Origin of the sequence: Pseudomonas sp. lyk4-R2A-8 (assembly GCF_030209095.1) — a bacterium.
In the GTDB taxonomy this organism is placed as follows: Bacteria; Pseudomonadota; Gammaproteobacteria; order Pseudomonadales; family Pseudomonadaceae; genus Aquipseudomonas; species Aquipseudomonas quebecensis.
The window spans coordinates 134,858-152,562 of record NZ_JARVSS010000011.1 but is presented as its reverse complement, the minus strand read 5'-3'; the positions used below and the strand labels follow the sequence as shown (position 1 = coordinate 152,562).

10 protein-coding genes are annotated in these 17,705 nt (G+C 61.0%); 2 read left to right on the top strand and 8 right to left on the bottom strand.

Annotated elements, in window-relative coordinates:
- The first annotated feature begins 341 nt into the window (after positions 1-341).
- Both QRN10_RS11655 and pbpC read left to right on the top strand, forming a co-directional pair.
- Positions 342-6,158 carry an alpha-2-macroglobulin gene (locus QRN10_RS11655; protein ID WP_285428435.1) on the top strand — a complete coding sequence of 1,939 codons (5,817 nt, stop codon included), beginning with the start codon at positions 342-344 and terminating at the stop codon, positions 6,156-6,158.
- A complete protein-coding gene (pbpC, locus tag QRN10_RS11650) occupies positions 6,139-8,436 on the top strand; it encodes a penicillin-binding protein 1C (protein ID WP_285428434.1) in 2,298 nt (765 codons plus the stop codon). The genes QRN10_RS11655 and pbpC overlap by 20 nt, the downstream gene beginning before the upstream one ends.
- A gap of 51 nt (positions 8,437-8,487) precedes the next feature.
- Here the strand turns inward: pbpC and glmS are convergent, their stop codons facing one another.
- The 8 genes from glmS to QRN10_RS11610 form a co-directional block, all read right to left on the bottom strand.
- The gene (gene glmS, locus QRN10_RS11645; RefSeq protein WP_285428433.1) at positions 8,488-10,320 is read right to left on the bottom strand and encodes a glutamine--fructose-6-phosphate transaminase (isomerizing); all 1,833 of its coding nucleotides are present in this window, start codon (positions 10,318-10,320) and stop codon (positions 8,488-8,490) included.
- A gap of 10 nt (positions 10,321-10,330) precedes the next feature.
- The gene (locus tag QRN10_RS11640; RefSeq protein WP_181077567.1) at positions 10,331-11,098 is read right to left on the bottom strand and encodes a DeoR/GlpR family DNA-binding transcription regulator; all 768 of its coding nucleotides are present in this window, start codon (positions 11,096-11,098) and stop codon (positions 10,331-10,333) included.
- Between the two features lie 227 nt (positions 11,099-11,325).
- On the bottom strand, positions 11,326-12,693 hold the full coding sequence (glmU, locus tag QRN10_RS11635) for a bifunctional UDP-N-acetylglucosamine diphosphorylase/glucosamine-1-phosphate N-acetyltransferase GlmU (protein WP_181077566.1): 1,368 nt from the start codon (positions 12,691-12,693) through the stop codon (positions 11,326-11,328).
- Positions 12,694-12,815: 122 nt separating this feature from the next.
- Entirely contained in the window at positions 12,816-13,232 is a 417-nt protein-coding gene (locus QRN10_RS11630) for a F0F1 ATP synthase subunit epsilon (RefSeq protein ID WP_003177061.1), read from the bottom strand.
- A gap of 44 nt (positions 13,233-13,276) precedes the next feature.
- Entirely contained in the window at positions 13,277-14,653 is a 1,377-nt protein-coding gene (gene atpD, locus QRN10_RS11625; protein WP_065953331.1) for a F0F1 ATP synthase subunit beta, read from the bottom strand.
- Positions 14,654-14,680: 27 nt separating this feature from the next.
- Positions 14,681-15,541, bottom strand: a complete 861-nt coding sequence (gene atpG / locus QRN10_RS11620; RefSeq protein WP_003195829.1) for a F0F1 ATP synthase subunit gamma — start codon at positions 15,539-15,541, stop codon at positions 14,681-14,683.
- A 50-nt stretch (positions 15,542-15,591) separates the two neighbouring features.
- Positions 15,592-17,136 (bottom strand): F0F1 ATP synthase subunit alpha, encoded by a 1,545-nt coding sequence (gene atpA / locus QRN10_RS11615; protein ID WP_034101605.1) that lies wholly within the window; start codon positions 17,134-17,136, stop codon positions 15,592-15,594.
- A 21-nt stretch (positions 17,137-17,157) separates the two neighbouring features.
- Positions 17,158-17,694 carry a F0F1 ATP synthase subunit delta gene (locus QRN10_RS11610; protein ID WP_253509841.1) on the bottom strand — a complete coding sequence of 179 codons (537 nt, stop codon included), beginning with the start codon at positions 17,692-17,694 and terminating at the stop codon, positions 17,158-17,160.
- Positions 17,695-17,705 lie beyond the last annotated feature (11 nt).

The window sequence follows — 17,705 nt, the reverse complement described above, 5'->3', positions numbered from 1 at the left end:
CGAAGATCAAATTGTGGGAGGGGGCTCGCTGTGGTGAGCAGGCCTGCCCTGGGCTGCGAAGCGGCCCCTTCAAAGATCGTTCCCACGCTCTGCGTGGGAATGCAGCCCGTGACGCTCTGCGTCACCTGTGCGCAATAGTCAGAACTTGCAGCGCTTGGCGGCACGCGGAGCGTCCCAGGCGGCACTCCCACTCAGAGCGTGGGGACGATCAGGTCGACCGCTCGCTGGAATGCATAAGCGTTCACTAACCCCGTAAACATCCTCGCGTGCGGCGTATCGGCGACATCTTTTGTATCAAAGACGCGTGTAAGATACGCCGCACTTAGCCAGGGATGCCCATCATGTTCGATTCGCTCAAAGCCATCAGCCGTCGTGTTGTCGGTGTGTTTCTGACCGTGGTGGGGGCCGTTTTCGGTCGCTGGCAGCCGCCGCTGTGGCTGCATGCCGTCGGCCGTGGCGTGACGAACCTGGGGGGCAAAGCGCGCGCGTACCCACGCCAGACCGCTGCCGGTGTGCTCGGCCTTGTGCTGCTCGCCGCTGCCGGGTTCTACGGCTGGCACTGGTATTCCCACCTGCCGCAGCCGCACACCGCGAGTTATTCGCTGCACAAACCGAACCTGACCGACTACACCCAGCAAACACCGGTTGTGGATAACTTGCAGGTGCGTTTCGGCGAATCCGTGGCGCCGCTGTCGGCGATCGGCAAACCGGTGACCGAGGGCATTACTCTTAAACCCGAGGTTGCCGGCAGCTGGCGCTGGGCGGATGACCGCACCCTGGTATTCGTACCGGAAAAAGACTGGCCCATCGACGCCCATTACACCCTGGACCTGGCAAAGAAAAACCTGCTGGCCGACGGTGTATTGCTCGACCAATACAGCGCGCAATTTTCCACCCAGCCATTGCGCGTCACCCTGGGACAAAACGAGTTGTATCAAGACCCGTCCAACCCGACGCTGAAACAGCTGGTAGCCACCTTCCACTTTTCCCACCCAGTGGATGAAGACAGCCTGCGCAAGCGTGTGTCGGTCATTCTCGGCAAAGGCCTGACGTACCGTGATGCGCAGTTGCCCAACCGCCCGGAAATCACCTTCGACGAGCATAAACTCAACGCCTACGTGCGCTCCGCCGCCCTGGCCACGCCGCTGGAAAGTACGCCCGTCAGCGCCAAGTTGGATGAAGGCATCAAGGCCCGCGACGGTGGCAACGCCAGCACTGCAACGCTGGTAGCGGAAGTGACCGTGCCCGGGCGTTATCGCCTGACGTTCACCGGCGCCGAAGTGAGCTTTGTGGATAACGCACGCGGCGAGCCCGAGCCGGTGCTGATGTTCAGCAGCTCCAGCGCCGTAGCCGATGACACCATCGCCGGTAAGGTGCAGGCCTGGCTGTTGCCCGAAAAAGCCGAGGACGACACCCGTCCCTATAACACTAACGAGATCGATGACGCCTTGTTGGCCCGCAGCACCAAGGTCACGCTGACCCACGTGCCCAGCGTCGAACCGCTGAATACCCTGCACGCCTTCAAGTTCAAGGCCCCGGCCGGCCGCGCGCTGTATGTGCGCGTACCCGCCAACCTGGAAGCCATCGGCGGCTATCTGGCGAAGAATCCTACGGCGTCGCTGGTGAGCATGCCGGCGTATCCACGCACATTGCAGTTCTTGTCTGATGGCGCATTGCTCAGCCTCAATGGCGAAAAACGCCTGGGCTTCATGGCCCGTGGCGTGCCTGGCGCGCATGTGGAAATTGCGCGCCTGCTGCCTAATCAGTTGCAGCATCTGGTGGACCAGAGCAGCGGCAGCTTCGCCCGCCCCAACTTTGGTAACGAATACTTCGATCGTATGGTCGAGCGTCAGTCACTGGACATTGCGCTGTCGTCCAACGACCCGGCGAAAACCGTCTACGACAATGTGGACCTGAGCCACTACCTCACCGCCAATGGCGGCCGCCGCGGTATTTTTGTGCTCAAGCTCAGCCCCCAGGACGAACAGGCCGAACGCACCTTCGACTACGACCGCAGCGGCACCAGCGACCTGCGGTTTATCGTGGTGACCGACCTGGGCATCATCGCCAAGCGTTCCAGCGATGGCAGCCATGATGTCTATGTGCAGTCCATCGGCAACGGTTCACCGGTGGCTGACGCGCAGGTCGACATCATCGGCCGCAACGGTCTGCCGGTCGCCAGTGGCCACTCGGATGCCGAAGGCCACGCGCATTTCGCCAAGCTCGATGAACTGCGCCGTGAGAAAACGCCGCTCATGTATGTGGTCACTCGCGGTAATGACCAGTCGTTTCTGCCCATTGCCCGTCAGTCCCAGCAACTGGATTTGTCGCGCTTCGACGTAGGCGGTTTGGAGGAAGACGGCGCGATTGATCGTCTCAGCGCCTACCTGTTCACTGACCGTGGCCTGTACCGGCCCGGCGAAACCGCGCATTTGGGCATGATCGTGCGCAGCGGCAACTGGAAGGGCGCACTGCAAGGCCTGCCGGTGGAACTGCAAATCACCGACCCACGCGGCCTGGAAGTGATTCGCCAGCCGCTGAAACTGTCCGCCAGCGGTTTTGAGAGTTTTGATTTCCCCAGCAGCGAAGTCGCGCCCGCCGGGGATTACACCGCGACCTTGCAGCTGATCGGCCAGAAACAGACGCGCACCGACCTGGGCAGTGTCAGCTTCAAGGTGCGTGACTTCGAACCGGACCGCATGAAGGTCAGCCTGAGCCTGCACGACACCCCGGTGGCGGGTTGGATCGCGCCTGACCAAGTGGTGGCCAAGGTCACCGCCATGCACCTGTTCGGCGCGCCGGCGGCGGACCGTCGCGTCACCGGCAAGATGTCCCTGAGCCCGACCCTTGCGGCCTTCGACCGCTACCCCGATTATCGCTTCCGCCTCAACGATGCCCTGCAAGATGCGAGCACCGAAGACCTGGCCGAAAGCACCCTCGACGATAACGGCCAGGCCGTGCTCGACCTTAACCTGCAACGCTTCGCCAACAGCACTTACCGCCTGCAAGTGATGACCCAGGTGTATGAAGCCGAGGGCGGCCGTAACGTGGCCGCGCAAAGTGCTTTGCTGGTGTCGTCCGCGCCCTACCTGGTGGGTGTGAAAAGTCAGGATTCGCTGTCGTACGTCGCCAAGGATGCGCCACGCCAGGTGCAATGGCTGGCCGTGGCACCGGACCTCACGCCGCTGGCGGTAGATGGCCTGACCAGTGAAGTGGTGGAACACCGCTATGTCTCGGTGCTGGTGAAACAGTCCAACGGCACCTACAAGTACGAGTCGCGCATCAAGAACATCAGCCAACCGGCCTCACCGCTGGCGATGACCAAGGACGGCGCCAGGCAGACACTGAACACCGCGACGCCGGGAGATTTCACCCTGCAGGTCAAGGATGCCAACGGTAACCTGCTCAACCAGATCGACTACAGCGTGGCCGGGCACGGCAATACCTCGCGCTCCCTGGAGCGCAACGCCGAGCTGCAATTGCGCCTGGATAAATCCAGCTACGCCACCGGTGACGAGATCGCCATCAGCCTGCGGGCGCCGTATACCGGCGCGGGCCTGATCACCATCGAACGCGACAAGGTCTACACCCAGCAGTGGTTCAAGGCCGACAGCACCACCAGCGTGCAACATATCCGCGTACCGGCAGGGCTTGAGGGCAATGCCTACGTTAACGTGCAATTCGTACGCGATATGGGCTCGCCGGAGGTGTACATGAGCCCGCTGTCCTACGGTGTGGTGCCGTTCAGCATCAACTTGGATGCACGACGCATGGCGCTGAAGGTGGAAGGCCCGGCGAAGATCGAGCCGGGGCAGACCCTGGATATCAAGGTCACCGCCGACCGTCCGGGCCGTGCGGTGGTGTACGCGGTGGACGAAGGCATCCTGCAGGTGGCGCGTTATCAGACGCCGGACCCATTGGGTTTCTTCTTCCAGAAGCGCGCGTTGGAGGTCGGCACCAGTCAGATCCTTGACCTGATCCTGCCGGAATTCAGCCGTCTGCTCAGTGGGGCCGCGCCCGGCGGCGATACCGAAGGCGCCCTGGCGAACCATCTCAACCCGTTCAAGCGCAAACATCAGCCACCGGTGGCCTGGTGGTCGGGTCTGGTGGACCTGCCTGCCGGCGAAACCGTGCTGCACTATCAAGTGCCGGACAGCTTCAACGGCAAACTGCACCTGTTTGCGGTGTCGGTGGACAGCGACAGCGTCGGCGTGAGCGAGACCAACACCGACGTGCGCGGGCCGCTGGTCATCACACCGAACGTACCGGCCTTTGTGGCACCGGGCGATGTGTTCAACGTGAGTGCCGGGGTCTTCAGTAACCTGGAGGCGGCGGCGGACGTGAAGTTTGAACTGCAGACCAGCACCGGTCTGGTGGTACAGGGCGACAAGGCCAGCACGCTGGCCCTGCAACCGCGCAAAGAAGGCACTGCGCAGTTCAGGATCAAAGTGGGCGAAACCCTGGGTTCGGCAGACCTGCGCTTTGTCGCGGTGCTGCCGGACGGCAAACGTATTCAAGTGGCCGAGACCACGTCGATCCGTCCTCTGAGCGAGCATCGCGTGGCCCTGAGCCTGGGCCGTTTCGACAGCGCCAGCAAAGAACTGAAACCGACCCGCGAACTGTTCGGCCAACTGCGCGACGTGCAACTGGGCGTGGCTGCTTCGCCGCTGGTATGGGCCAACGGCCTCAAGCATTACTTGGATGACTACGGCTATGCCTGCACCGAACAATTGGTGTCCAAGGCCATGCCGGCGTTGATTTGGGGGGGCACGGCACCGGAGGCCGAGCAAGCCTTCGGCAGTGCGGTACGCATGCTGCGCCAGCGCCAGAACCAGGCCGGAGGCTTCGGCTTGTGGGCTGCCAACCCCGACGTGGCGCCGTACGCCAGCCTATACGCCACCGACTTCCTGATCGAAGCCAAAGAGCACGGGCTGCCGGTACCGGAAGACCTGTTGGTACGCTCGAATGCTTATCTGACAGACCTGGCCAACGGTCCTAGCGAAGGCCTTTCGGAATTGCGCAATCGCGCCTACGCCAGTTACCTGTTGAGCCGTCAGGGGATTCTGGTCAGCGGCGCCTTGAGCGATATCCGCGAACGTTACGAAAGCTACTTCAAGGACACCTGGCAGAACGACCTGGGCGCAGCTTACCTGGCCGCCAGCTACAAGTTGCTCAAACAGGATCGGCAGGCCGATGCCTTGTTCCGCAAGATCCCATGGCGCACCCTTGTGGATAAGTGGGACAGCGACGGCCTGTACTACGACCCGCTGGTGCACGATGCCGAACACTTGCACCTGCTGGCGCGCCACTTCCCTGAACTGATGGACGATGTGCCCACGGCACTGCTGGATAAGCTCGGCAAGCGGCTCAATGAGCAGCGCTATAACTCGCTGTCGGCGGCCCTGCTGCTGCGCGCCTTGGACAACTACGGCCAGCGCGCCCAAAGCGACATGACTCTCAAGGCCACCGCGTGGCTGAGCGACAAGCAGCAACAACTGCTGGACATGGCCGGCCAGCCGCCGCGTGCTGCCGTACCGGCCGCCACTAAGAAGCTGGTGATGGAGAAGTCCGACGGCCCGGCGGCGTTCTATATGCTCAGCGAAGCCGGTTTCGACGAGGGTGCCAAGCTCAAGCCAATCAACAATGGCCTGGAAATCATCCACGAGTACCTCGACCTCAAAGGCGAGCCGCTGAGCACAGTGGCGGTGGGCGAAGAGTTCCTGGTGCGCCTGCGTCTGCGCGCCACCGACCGCGACCAGGTGCAGCAGGTGGCGGTGGTCGACCTGCTGCCCGGCGGTGTCGAGCCTGTGTATAACGTGGCGCCGGAGCCGGAAGCGGCGAGCACCGAGGACAGTGAAAGCGAAGGCGACGACGCCGAGTACGTGGAGTCCAGTGAAGACAGCCAAGAGGCCGACACCTGGCAGGCGCCCATCGGTGAAACCGAGCTGAGCAACTGGCAGCCGGATTACGTGGATGTGCGTGATGATCGGGTGGTGTTGTACGGCACTGCGCTGCGTGACGCAGGCACCTTCGTGTACCGCGTGCGCGCCACCAACGCGGGCACCTTCAACACGCCACCGGCCTACGCCGAAGGCATGTACGAAACCACCCTGCAAGGACGCGGCAAAGTAGGCCAGCTTGAAATCACCCAGCCTTAAACGCCTGGCGCCGCTGCTGGCAGCGGCGGCGCTCCTGGCGGGGCTGCGGCTGTGGCCCCATGCTTCGTTGGAACAGGCCGTCACCTCATCACGGGTGGTGCTGGCCGATGACGGCTCGTTGCTGCGCATGACCCTGGCGGATGACGGCCAATATCGCCTGTGGCTGCCGCTGGAGCGCATGTCGCCGTCACTGATCGACGCCTTGTTGCTCAAGGAAGACCGCAATTTCTACTGGCATCCGGGGGTCAATCCGGCGGCATTGCTGCGTGCGGCCATGGCCACCTACAGCGGCGGCCAGCGTCAGGGCGGATCGACCTTGAGCATGCAACTGGCGCGGCGCCTGTGGGATCTGAACACCCGCCAGGTGCCGGGCAAAGTGCAGCAAATAGCCTTGGCGCTTTGGCTGGAGGCGCGCTACAGCAAGCACGAGATTCTTGAGGCTTACCTCAACCTGGCGCCCATGGGCGGCAATATCGAAGGCGCCGAAGCGGCGAGCCGCATCTACTTCGGCAAGGCTGCGGCAACGCTGTCATTGTCAGAAGCACTGGCCCTGGCGGTCATCCCCCAGCAACCCGGGCGACGGGCGCGTTTCGGGCCGTCGCTGCAGAACGCCCGGCTGCGCTTGATGGCCGACTGGCGCAACACTTATCCACAAGACCCGCGCAATGACAGTCTGCTCGACCTGCCCCTTGAAGCACGCAACCGCCAGCAGATCCCGTTTCTGGCGCCGCACCTGAGCGAACAGCTGCTGGCCTCCCAGACCGGCACGCAAATCAACAGCACTCTCAACCTGCCGCTTCAGCAATTGCTTGAACGTTTGATCAGCGGTTTTATCGCCGAGCGCCGCAGCACGGGTGTGGAAAACGCAACGGCCATCCTGATCGACAGCCGCGACCAGAGCGTCAAGGCGTTGGTGGGCTCGGCGGATTACTTATCCACAGGCATCCACGGCCAGGTCAATGGCGTGTTGTCCCGACGCTCGCCGGGGTCGACGCTCAAGCCCTTTCTGTACGGGCTGGCGCTGGACCAGGGGATTATCCATCCCATGAGTATCCTCAAGGATTTGCCCAGTAACTTCGGCTACTTCCAGCCGGAAAATTTCGACGGCAGTTTTGTCGGCCCGCTGACGGCGCGGGACGCTTTGATCCGTAGTCGCAATATCCCGGCGGTGTGGCTGGCCAGCCAGGTCAAGTCGCCGTCGTTGTATGGTTTGTTGCAACGCGCCGGCATCAAGGGCCTGCGCGATGAGAGCCACTATGGCCTGGCCCTGGCCCTTGGCGGCGGTGAGATGACCCCGGAGGAGCTGGCGCGGCTATACGTAATGCTGGCGGGCGACGGGCATCTGCGACCGTTGCGCTATGTGCAGGAACAACCGCCATCCATAGGCGTGCAATTGCTCACCCCTCAGGCCGCTTTCATGGTGCGCGACATGCTGCGCCGCAACCCGCGTCCGGATGGCCTGCCCGCGCACCATTGGCGCACCGCGTGGAAAACCGGCACGTCCTGGGGCTTTCATGATGCATGGAGCGCCGGCCTGGTGGGCCCGTATGTGCTGGTGGTGTGGGTGGGTAACTTCGACGGGCGCCCCAACCCTGCATTTATCGGTGCCAAGACCGCCGCGCCGCTGTTCTTCCGTATCGCCGACGCCCTGCCATTGGCTTTGCCGAACGTCGTCATCAAGGCCGACAAGCCACCTGCCGGACTGGTGCGCATCGACGTCTGCGCCGCCTCCGGCGACCTGCCCAACCGCTGGTGCCCGCAAACCCGCAGGACCTGGTACATCCCTGGCGTCTCACCGATTCGCGTGTCCAACCTGCACCGCCCGGTGCTGATCGACACCCGCACCGGCAAAGCGGCCTGCCCACCGTTCGATCCGCAATACACCCGCGAGGAAGTCTTCGAGTTCTGGCCCAGCGACGTACAACGCCTGTACCGCGCCGCCGGCCTGCCGCGCCGTACACCGCCCAATGTGATGAAAAACTGCCAGCCCAACCGCATCAGCGACCAGAGCGAAGCGCCGCAGATTCGTTCGCCGTTGACCCAAGTAAGCTACCAACTGCGCCTGTCCCAGCCCCAGGAAAGCATCCCGCTGAACGCGAACGCGGCCAGCGATGCGGTGACCCTGTACTGGTTTGCTGACCAAACCTTGATCGGCCAGGGCTCGCCACAGGCCACGCTGAATTGGCGACCGGGGAAGTCGGGGGAGTACCGGTTGCGGGTCAGCGACGATCAGGGGCGCAGTGCGAGTCGGGGGTTGCGGGTGGAGTTTGTGCCTTAGGGAGGGTTGGCAGTGGAGACCCGAACGGGCGGGTCTCCGGGAAGCGGCGGATTACTCCACCGTCACCGACTTCGCCAAGTTACGCGGCTGGTCAACGTCTGTGCCCTTGAGCACGGCCACGTAGTACGACAGCAGTTGCAGCGGGATGGTGTAGAGGATCGGCGACAAGGTGTCGTGGATGTGCGGCATGTTGATGACGTGGGTGCCTTCGCCATTGGTCATGCCGGCCTTTTCGTCGGCGAACACGATCAGCTGGCCGCCTCGGGCACGCACTTCCTGCAGGTTGGACTTGAGCTTTTCCAACAGTTCATTGTTCGGCGCCACGGTGACCACTGGCATGTCGTCATCCACCAGGGCCAGCGGGCCGTGTTTGAGTTCGCCCGCCGGGTAGGCTTCGGCGTGGATGTACGAGATTTCCTTGAGTTTGAGCGAGCCTTCCATCGCCACGGGGTATTGCGCGCCACGGCCGAGGAACAGGGTGTGGTTCTTGTCGGCGAACAGTTCGGCGACTTTTTCCACGGTGCTGTCCATGGCCAGGGCTTCGCCCAGGCGGGTCGGCAGGCGACGCAGTTCTTCGACCAGGGTGGCTTCCACGCCAGCGGCGAGAGTGCCACGCACTTGGCCCAGGGACAGGGTCAGCAGCAACAGGCCGACCAACTGGGTGGTGAATGCCTTGGTGGAGGCCACGCCGATTTCGCGACCGGCCTGGGTGAGCAAGGTCAGGTCGGACTCACGCACCAGGGAGCTGATGCTGACGTTGCAGATCGCCAGGCTGGCCAGGAAACCCAGCTCCTTGGCGTTGCGCAGGGCGGCCAGGGTGTCGGCGGTTTCACCGGACTGGGAGATGGTTACGAACAGCGTATCGGGCTGTACCACCACCTTGCGGTAGCGGAACTCGCTGGCCACTTCGACCTGGCACGGGATGCCAGCCAATTCTTCCAACCAATAACGCGCGACCATGCCGGCGTGATAGCTGGTGCCGCAGGCGACGATCTGCACATTGCGGACCTTGGCGAACAGCTCGGCGGCCTGTGGGCCGAAGGCGTTGACCAGTACTTGGTTCTGGCTCAAGCGACCTTCCAGCGTGCGTTGCACCACGGACGGTTGCTCATGGATTTCCTTGAGCATGAAGTGCCGGAACTCGCCCTTGTCGGCGGCTTCGGCGCCGTCGCGGTATTGCACGGCTTCGCGCTCGACGGAATTGCCGTTAATGTCCCAGATCGCCACGCTTTCGCGACGGATGTCGGCAATATCGCCTTCTTCCAGGTACATGAAGCGGTCAGTCACCTGGCGCAGGGCCAGTTGGTCGGAGGCCAGGAAGTTCTCACCCAGGCCCAGGCCGATCACCAGCGGGCTGCCACTGCGGGCGGCCACGACGCGGTCGGGCTGGCTGGCACTGATCACCGCCAGGCCGTAGGCACCGTGCAGTTCCTTGACCGTGGCCTTGAGGGCGTTGGTGAGGTCGTTGTGGTCCTTGAGCTTATGGTTAAGCAGGTGGGCGATGACTTCGGTGTCGGTGTCCGAGGTGAACACGTAGCCCAGGCCCTTGAGCTGTTCGCGCAGCACTTCGTGGTTTTCGATGATGCCGTTGTGCACCACCGCCAAGTCACCGGAGAAATGAGGGTGGGCATTGCGCTCGCACGGTGCACCGTGGGTGGCCCAGCGGGTGTGGGCAATGCCCAGGCGACCGACCAGCGGCTCGCCGGCCAGGGCCTGGTCCAGTTCGCTGACTTTGCCCGGGCGACGCATGCGCTCAAGCTTGCCGCCGTTGGTGAAAACGGCCACACCGGCGCTGTCATAGCCACGGTATTCCAGGCGCTTGAGGCCTTCGATCAGGATGGGCGTAATGTTACGTTCAGCGACTGCGCCAACAATGCCACACATGGTGTTTCTCCTAGATGATTGCCGCGCATATCAACGTGATGCCGCGGGCTTGGATCTGGTCGCGGGCCTCAAGCGGCAGGCGATCATCGGTGATCAGGGTATGGACGCTGCCCCAAGGCAGTTCCAGGTTGGGAATCTTGCGGCCGATCTTGTCGGATTCGACCATCACCACCACTTCACGGGCGACTTCGGCCATCACGCGGCTCAGGCCCAGCAATTCGTTGAAAGTGGTGGTGCCACGCTCCAGATCGATGCCATCGGCACCGATGAACAGTTGATCAAAATCGTAGGACCGCAGCACTTGCTCAGCGACCTGGCCTTGGAACGAGTCCGAATGCGGGTCCCAGGTGCCGCCGGTCATCAACAGCACCGGCTCGTGTTCCAATTCGCTCAGAGCGCTGGCCACATGCAGGGAGTTGGTCATCACCACCAGACCAGGCTGGTGGCCCAGCTCGGGGATCATGGCGGCGGTGGTGCTGCCGCTGTCGATGATGATGCGGGCGTGTTCGCGCAGGCGCTTGACTGCAGCACGAGCAATGGCGCGCTTGTACGCAGAAACGGGTTGGGCAGGATCGCCGACCAATTCCTGAGGCATGGTGATTGCGCCACCGTAGCGCCGCAGCAATAAACCGTTGCTTTCCAAGGCAGCCAGGTCCTTGCGGATGGTGACTTCGGAAGTTTCGAAACGCTTGGCCAATTCATCCACACTGACTTCGCCCTGTTCGTTGAGCAGGGCGAGGATGTTGTGGCGTCGTTGAGGTGTATTACGTTTCGACATGGTAGTGATAAGTTTCGTTTCGAAAGATAACGAAGGCAATCAAAACCTATTGGGAGGGTATCGTCAAGCGTCGGGAACAGATTTTTTAAACGACACATATGAACATGTGAGAGGGGGCTTGCCCCCGGTAGCGCTGGGTCAGTCAGCTCATCTGCCACTGACCCACCGCCATCGGGGGCAAGCCCCCTCCCACTTTGAGGCTATGCTGCTTATATATTGTGAATAACTCAGGTCTTTTTGATTTTGACCGGGCGTTTCCAGCCGTCGATGTTGCGCTGGCGGGCTCGGGCGACGGCCAGCTGCAAGTTATCCACATCCTGATTGATGGTGGAGCCGGCGGCGGTCGTGGCGCCATCACCCAGCCTGACCGGGGCGACCAGCGAGTTGTTGGAGCCGATAAACACGTCTTCGCCCAATACGGTCTGGTGCTTGTTGGCGCCATCATAATTGCAAGTGATGGTGCCAGCGCCGATATTGGTGCGCGCACCGATTACCGCGTCACCCAGGTAAGTCAGGTGACCGGCCTTGGCGCCTTCTCCCAAATGGGCATTCTTCAATTCAACGAAGTTACCCACATGGGCCTTGGCATCCATCACAGTGCCAGGACGCAACCGCGCAAACGGCCCGGCATCGCTGCCCTCGCCCATCACGGCACCGTCGATATGGCTGTTGGCTTTTACCACCACGCCTTTGCGCAGGGTGCTGTCCTTGATCACGCAGTTCGGGCCAATCACCACGTCGTCTTCAATGATCACGCGGCCTTCGAGGATCACGTTGATATCGATCAGCACGTCACGGCCCACGGTGACCTCACCGCGCACATCAAAACGCGCAGGGTCGCGCAGGGTTACGCCCTGGGCCATCAGGCGACGGCCTTCGCGCAGTTGGTAGTGACGCTCCAGCTCGGCGAGTTGCTTGCGGTCGTTGGCGCCCTGCACTTCCATCGGGTCGTGTGGCTGTTCGGTGGCGACTACCAGGCCATCATTCACGGCCATCTCGATGACGTCGGTGAGGTAGTACTCGCCCTGGGCGTTGTTGTTGGACAGGCGGCTCATCCAGTCGGCAAGCTTGTTGGCCGGAACGGCGAGGATACCGGTATTGCCTTCGGTGATCGCGCGCTGGGCTTCGCTGGCGTCCTTGTGTTCAACGATGGCGGCAACCTTGCCATCGGCGTTGCGCACGATACGCCCGTAGCCGGTAGGGTCATCCAGCTCAACGGTGAGCAGGCCCATCTGGCCGGGTACCACATGTTTTAGCAGGCGTTGCAGGGTTTGCACTTCGATCAGCGGCACGTCGCCGTAGAGGATCAGCACCGTGTCGGCGGTGATGAACGGCACAGCCTGCGCGGTGGCGTGGCCGGTGCCCAGTTGTTTGTCCTGCAAGACGAAATTCAGGTCATCCGCCGCCAGGCGCTCGCGCACCACATCAGCACCGTGGCCGATCACCACGTGGATACGTTGCGGGTCCAACTGACGAGCGCTGTGGATAACATGCCCAAGCATGGAATTACCCGCGACCGGGTGCAGCACCTTAGGCAGGGCCGAACGCATACGGGTGCCCTGGCCTGCGGCGAGAATGACGATTTCAAGAGACATGAATGGCTACCAATCCTGGGCGGTCCGGGTTCAGACCAAAGAAGTGTTTTGCAAAAAAGAAAAAGGGTAGCCGAGGCTACCCTTTTTAATCAATCGCGCATGAAGCATGACGGCGTGGCCGCTTACTTTTTGCGGATCTGCTGGAGAGTACGCAGCTGAGCTGCGGCCTCGGCCAGACGGACTGCAGCAGCGCTGTAGTCGAAGTCTGCGCCTTTTTCGTTCAGGGCCTTCTCGGCAGCCTTGACGGCTTCCTGAGCGGAGGCTTCATCCAGGTCGCCAGCACGTTGCACGGTGTCGGCAAGTACCTTGACCATGTTCGGCTGAACCTCAAGGAAACCACCGGAGATGTAAAACACCTCCTTTTCCCCGCCTTGCTTGGTCAGAGTGATCGGACCTGGCTTCAAGCTGGTGATCAATGGCGCGTGACCCATGGCAATACCCAGGTCACCGAGTTCGCCGTGTGCAATCACCATTTCTACCAGACCGGAGAAGATTTCCCCTTCCGCACTGACGATATCGCAATGGACTGTCATAGCCATCTGATTGCCTCAACCTGATGAGCGCCCGTTTCCGGGCGCCTGGATTACAGTTTCTTGGCTTTCTCGATCGCTTCTTCGATGCCGCCGACCATGTAGAACGCTTGTTCTGGCAGGTGGTCGTAGTCACCGTTGAGGATGCCTTTGAAGCCAGCAATGGTGTCTTTCAGGGAAACGTATTTACCCGAAGCACCGGTGAAGACTTCAGCCACGAAGAACGGCTGCGACAAGAAGCGCTGGATCTTACGAGCACGGTTTACCAACTGCTTGTCGGCTTCCGACAGCTCGTCCATACCCAGGATCGCAATGATGTCCTTCAGTTCTTTGTAACGCTGCAGCACGTACTGAACGCCGCGAGCGGTGTCGTAGTGCTCCTGGCCGATCACGTTCGGGTCCAGCTGGCGCGAAGTCGAGTCCAGTGGATCGACCGCTGGGTAGATACCCAGGGAAGCGATGTCACGGGACAGTACGACGGTGGCGTCCAAGTGGGCGAAGGTGGTCGCTGGCGACGGGTCGGTCAAGTCGTCCGCAGGTACGTATACCGCTTGGATCGAAGTGATCGAACCTTCCTTGGTCGAAGTGATACGTTCCTGCAGAACGCCCATCTCTTCAGCCAGGGTCGGCTGGTAACCTACTGCCGAAGGCATACGGCCCAGCAGTGCGGATACTTCAGTACCGGCGAGGGTGTAACGGTAGATGTTGTCGACGAACAGCAGAACGTCGTTACCTTCGTCACGGAACTTCTCGGCCATGGTCAGGCCGGTCAGTGCCACGCGCAGACGGTTTCCCGGCGGCTCGTTCATCTGACCGTAAACCAGCGCCACTTTGTCCAGAACGTTGGAGTCCTTCATCTCGTGGTAGAAGTCGTTACCCTCACGAGTACGCTCACCCACACCGGCGAACACGGAATAACCGCTGTGCTCGATGGCGATGTTACGGATCAGTTCCATCATGTTTACGGTCTTGCCTACACCGGCACCACCGAACAGACCGACTTTACCGCCTTTGGCGAACGGGCAAACCAGGTCGATAACCTTGATGCCGGTTTCCAGCAGGTCGTTGCCGCCTGCCTGCTCTGCGAACGACGGCGCAGCGCGGTGGATACCCCAACGCTCTTCGGTGTCGATCGGGCCAGCTTCGTCGATCGGGTTGCCCAGCACGTCCATGATCCGGCCCAGGGTCGCTTTACCGACCGGTACGGAGATGGCAGCGCCGGAGTCGATAACGTCCAGACCGCGCTTCAAGCCTTCGGTGGAACCCATCGCAATGGTACGAACCACGCCGTCGCCCAGCTGCTGCTGAACTTCCAGGGTAGTGTCCGCGCCTTGTACTTTCAGCGCGTTGTAGATGCTCGGTACGCTGTCGCGTGGGAATTCCACGTCGATAACGGCGCCGATGATTTGAACGATACGTCCGCTACTCATAGCTGGATCCTCTGAATATTTGAACCGTTAAACCGCGGCAGCGCCGCCGACGATTTCCGAGATCTCTTGGGTGATCGCAGCCTGACGCGCCTTGTTGTAGATCAGCTGCAAATCGCTGATCAGATCACCGGCGTTATCGGTAGCGTTTTTCATCGCGATCATCCGCGCCGCTTGTTCAGCTGCGTTGTTCTCGACCACCGCCTGGTACACCTGCGACTCCACGTAGCGCACCATCAAGCCATCAAGCAACTCTTTGGCGTCTGGTTCGTAGAGGTAGTCCCAGTGGTGCTTGAGTTCCTGATCCGGGGTCGCCACCAGTGGAATCAATTGCTCCACGGTCGGCTGCTGGGTCATGGTGTTGATGAACTTGTTGGATACCACGGACAGGCGGTCAATCCGGCCTTCCAGGTACGCATCCAGCATCACCTTCACACTGCCGATCAAATCATTGATCGACGGCTCTTCACCCAGGTGGCTGATAGCTGCAACGACGTTACCGCCGAAGTTGCGGAAAAAGGCCGCACCCTTGCTACCAACAACACACAGATCGATCTCGACGCCGTTTTCGCGGTTTACCGCCATGTCCTTGACCAGGGCCTTGAACAGGTTGGTATTCAAACCACCGCACAAACCACGGTCACTGCTCACAACCACATAACCCACACGCTTAACGGCGCGTTCGATCATGAAGGGGTGGCGGTATTCCGGGTTGGCGTTGGCCAGATGCCCAATTACCTGGCGGATACGCTCCGCATAAGGACGGCTAGCAGCCATGCGCATTTGTGCCTTGCGCATTTTGCTGACCGCCACTTTTTCCATGGCGCTGGTAATTTTTTGCGTGCTTTTGATGCTCGCAATCTTACTGCGAATCTCTTTTGCGCCTGCCATGTAACACCTATCAGGTTAGCAAGCGGGAGCCTTGCGGCTCCCGCTGCGGCTTACCAGGTTTGGGTGGCCTTGAACTTCTCGATACCGGCTTTCATGCCAGCGTCGATATCGTCATTGAAGTCACCCTTCACGTTGATCTTCGCCATCAAATCGGCGTGATCGCGGTTGAAGTAAGCAATCAGCGCTTGTTCAAAGCTGCCGACCTTGGCGATTTCAACGTCGGTCAGGAACCCACGCTCAGCGGCATACAGCGACAACGCCATGTCAGCGATCGACATTGGGGCGTATTGCTTCTGCTTCATCAGCTCGGTAACGCGCTGACCATGCTCAAGTTGCTTACGGGTCGCTTCGTCCAGGTCAGAAGCGAACTGGGCGAATGCCGCCAGTTCACGGTACTGAGCCAGAGCGGTACGGATACCGCCGGAGAGCTTCTTGATGATCTTGGTCTGAGCGGCACCACCCACACGGGATACCGAAACACCGGCGTTCACTGCAGGGCGGATGCCTGAGTTGAACATGGCCGATTCCAGGAAGATCTGACCGTCGGTGATGGAAATCACGTTGGTCGGAACGAACGCGGAAACGTCGCCAGCCTGGGTTTCGATGATCGGCAGTGCGGTCAGGGAACCGGTTTTGCCGGTCACTGCGCCGTTGGTGAACTTCTCTACGTACTCTTCCGAAACGCGGGATGCGCGCTCCAGCAGACGGGAGTGAAGATAGAACACGTCGCCTGGGTAAGCTTCACGGCCTGGTGGACGGCGCAGCAGCAGGGAGATCTGGCGGTAAGCCACGGCCTGCTTGGACAGATCGTCGTAAACGATCAGCGCGTCTTCACCGCGGTCGCGGAAGAATTCACCCATGGTGCAACCGGAGTACGGTGCCAGGAATTGCAGCGCAGGAGATTCCGAAGCACTGGCAGCCACGATGATCGTGTTGGCCAGGGCGCCGTTTTCTTCCAGCTTGCGAACCACGTTGGCGATGGTCGATTGCTTCTGACCGATGGCTACGTAGACGCAGAAAATTCCGCTGTTCTTCTGGTTGATGATTGCGTCGATGGCCAGAGCGGTTTTACCGATCTGACGGTCACCGATGATCAGCTCACGCTGGCCACGGCCGACAGGAATCATGGCATCGACAGCCTTGTAGCCAGTCTGTACAGGCTGGTCTACCGACTTACGCCAGATCACGCCCGGAGCAACTTTCTCGACCGCGTCGGTCTCGGTGTTGCCCAGTGGACCTTTGCCGTCAACAGGGTTACCCAGTGCGTCGACTACGCGGCCCAGCAGTTCCTTACCAACCGGAACCTCCAGGATGCGGCCAGTGCACTTGGCGCTCATGCCTTCAGCCAGACTGGTGTACGCGCCCAATACAACGGCACCTACGGAGTCTTGCTCCAGGTTGAGGGCCATACCGTAGACGCCGCCCGGAAACTCGATCATCTCGCCGTACATAACGTCGGCCAGACCGTGAATCCGCACGATGCCGTCAGATACGCTGACGACAGTGCCTTCGTTACGGGCTTGGGAGGTCACATCGAGCTTGTCGATGCGGCCCTTGATAATTTCACTTATTTCGGAAGGATTGAGTTGCTGCATTGCTCTGCTGCCCCTTCAAACTCAAGATTTCAATGCTTCGGCAAGTTTCGCGATTTTGCCGCGAATCGAGCCATCGATAACCAGGTCGCCGGCACGGATAACAACACCACCAATCAGGGATGCGTCCTCCGAAGCTTGCAGGCGCACTTCCCGATTGAGTCGTGCACTGAGAACCTTGGCGAGTTTGTCTTGCTGTTCTTGGTTCAATGCGAAAGCACTGGTCACTTCAACGTCTACCGATTTCTCTGCGTCGGCCTTGTACAGGTCGAACAGTGCGGCGATCTCCGGCAGAAGCGGGAGTCGGTCGTTTTCGGCAACGACATTGATGAAGTTCTGCACTTTCACATCGAACTTGTCGCCGCACACTTCAATAAAAGTGGCGGCCTTGTCTGCGCTCGTCAGGCGCGGGGCCTTGAGCACGCGCTGCATGGTGTCGTCCTGCGACACGGCTGCAGCCAGGCCGAGCATGGCTGACCAAGAGGCCAGCTGCTGGTGGGCCTGGGCGTGCTCGAAGGCTGCCTTAGCGTAAGGTCGGGCCAACGTGGTCAGTTCTGCCATGATCGCCCTCG

Excerpts from the sequence above, each read along its gene's own strand:
- atpG (WP_003195829.1), bottom strand. The coding sequence starts at position 15,541 with ATGGCAGGCGCAAAAGAGATTCGCAGTAAGATTGCGAGCATCAAAAGC.
- glmS (WP_285428433.1), bottom strand. The coding sequence starts at position 10,320 with ATGTGTGGCATTGTTGGCGCAGTCGCTGAACGTAACATTACGCCCATC.
- atpD (WP_065953331.1), bottom strand. The coding sequence starts at position 14,653 with ATGAGTAGCGGACGTATCGTTCAAATCATCGGCGCCGTTATCGACGTG.
- glmU (WP_181077566.1), bottom strand. The coding sequence starts at position 12,693 with ATGTCTCTTGAAATCGTCATTCTCGCCGCAGGCCAGGGCACCCGTATG.
- QRN10_RS11610 (WP_253509841.1), bottom strand. The coding sequence starts at position 17,694 with ATGGCAGAACTGACCACGTTGGCCCGACCTTACGCTAAGGCAGCCTTC.
- atpA (WP_034101605.1), bottom strand. The coding sequence starts at position 17,136 with ATGCAGCAACTCAATCCTTCCGAAATAAGTGAAATTATCAAGGGCCGC.
- QRN10_RS11630 (WP_003177061.1), bottom strand. The coding sequence starts at position 13,232 with ATGGCTATGACAGTCCATTGCGATATCGTCAGTGCGGAAGGGGAAATC.
- QRN10_RS11655 (WP_285428435.1), top strand. The coding sequence starts at position 342 with ATGTTCGATTCGCTCAAAGCCATCAGCCGTCGTGTTGTCGGTGTGTTT.
- QRN10_RS11640 (WP_181077567.1), bottom strand. The coding sequence starts at position 11,098 with ATGTCGAAACGTAATACACCTCAACGACGCCACAACATCCTCGCCCTG.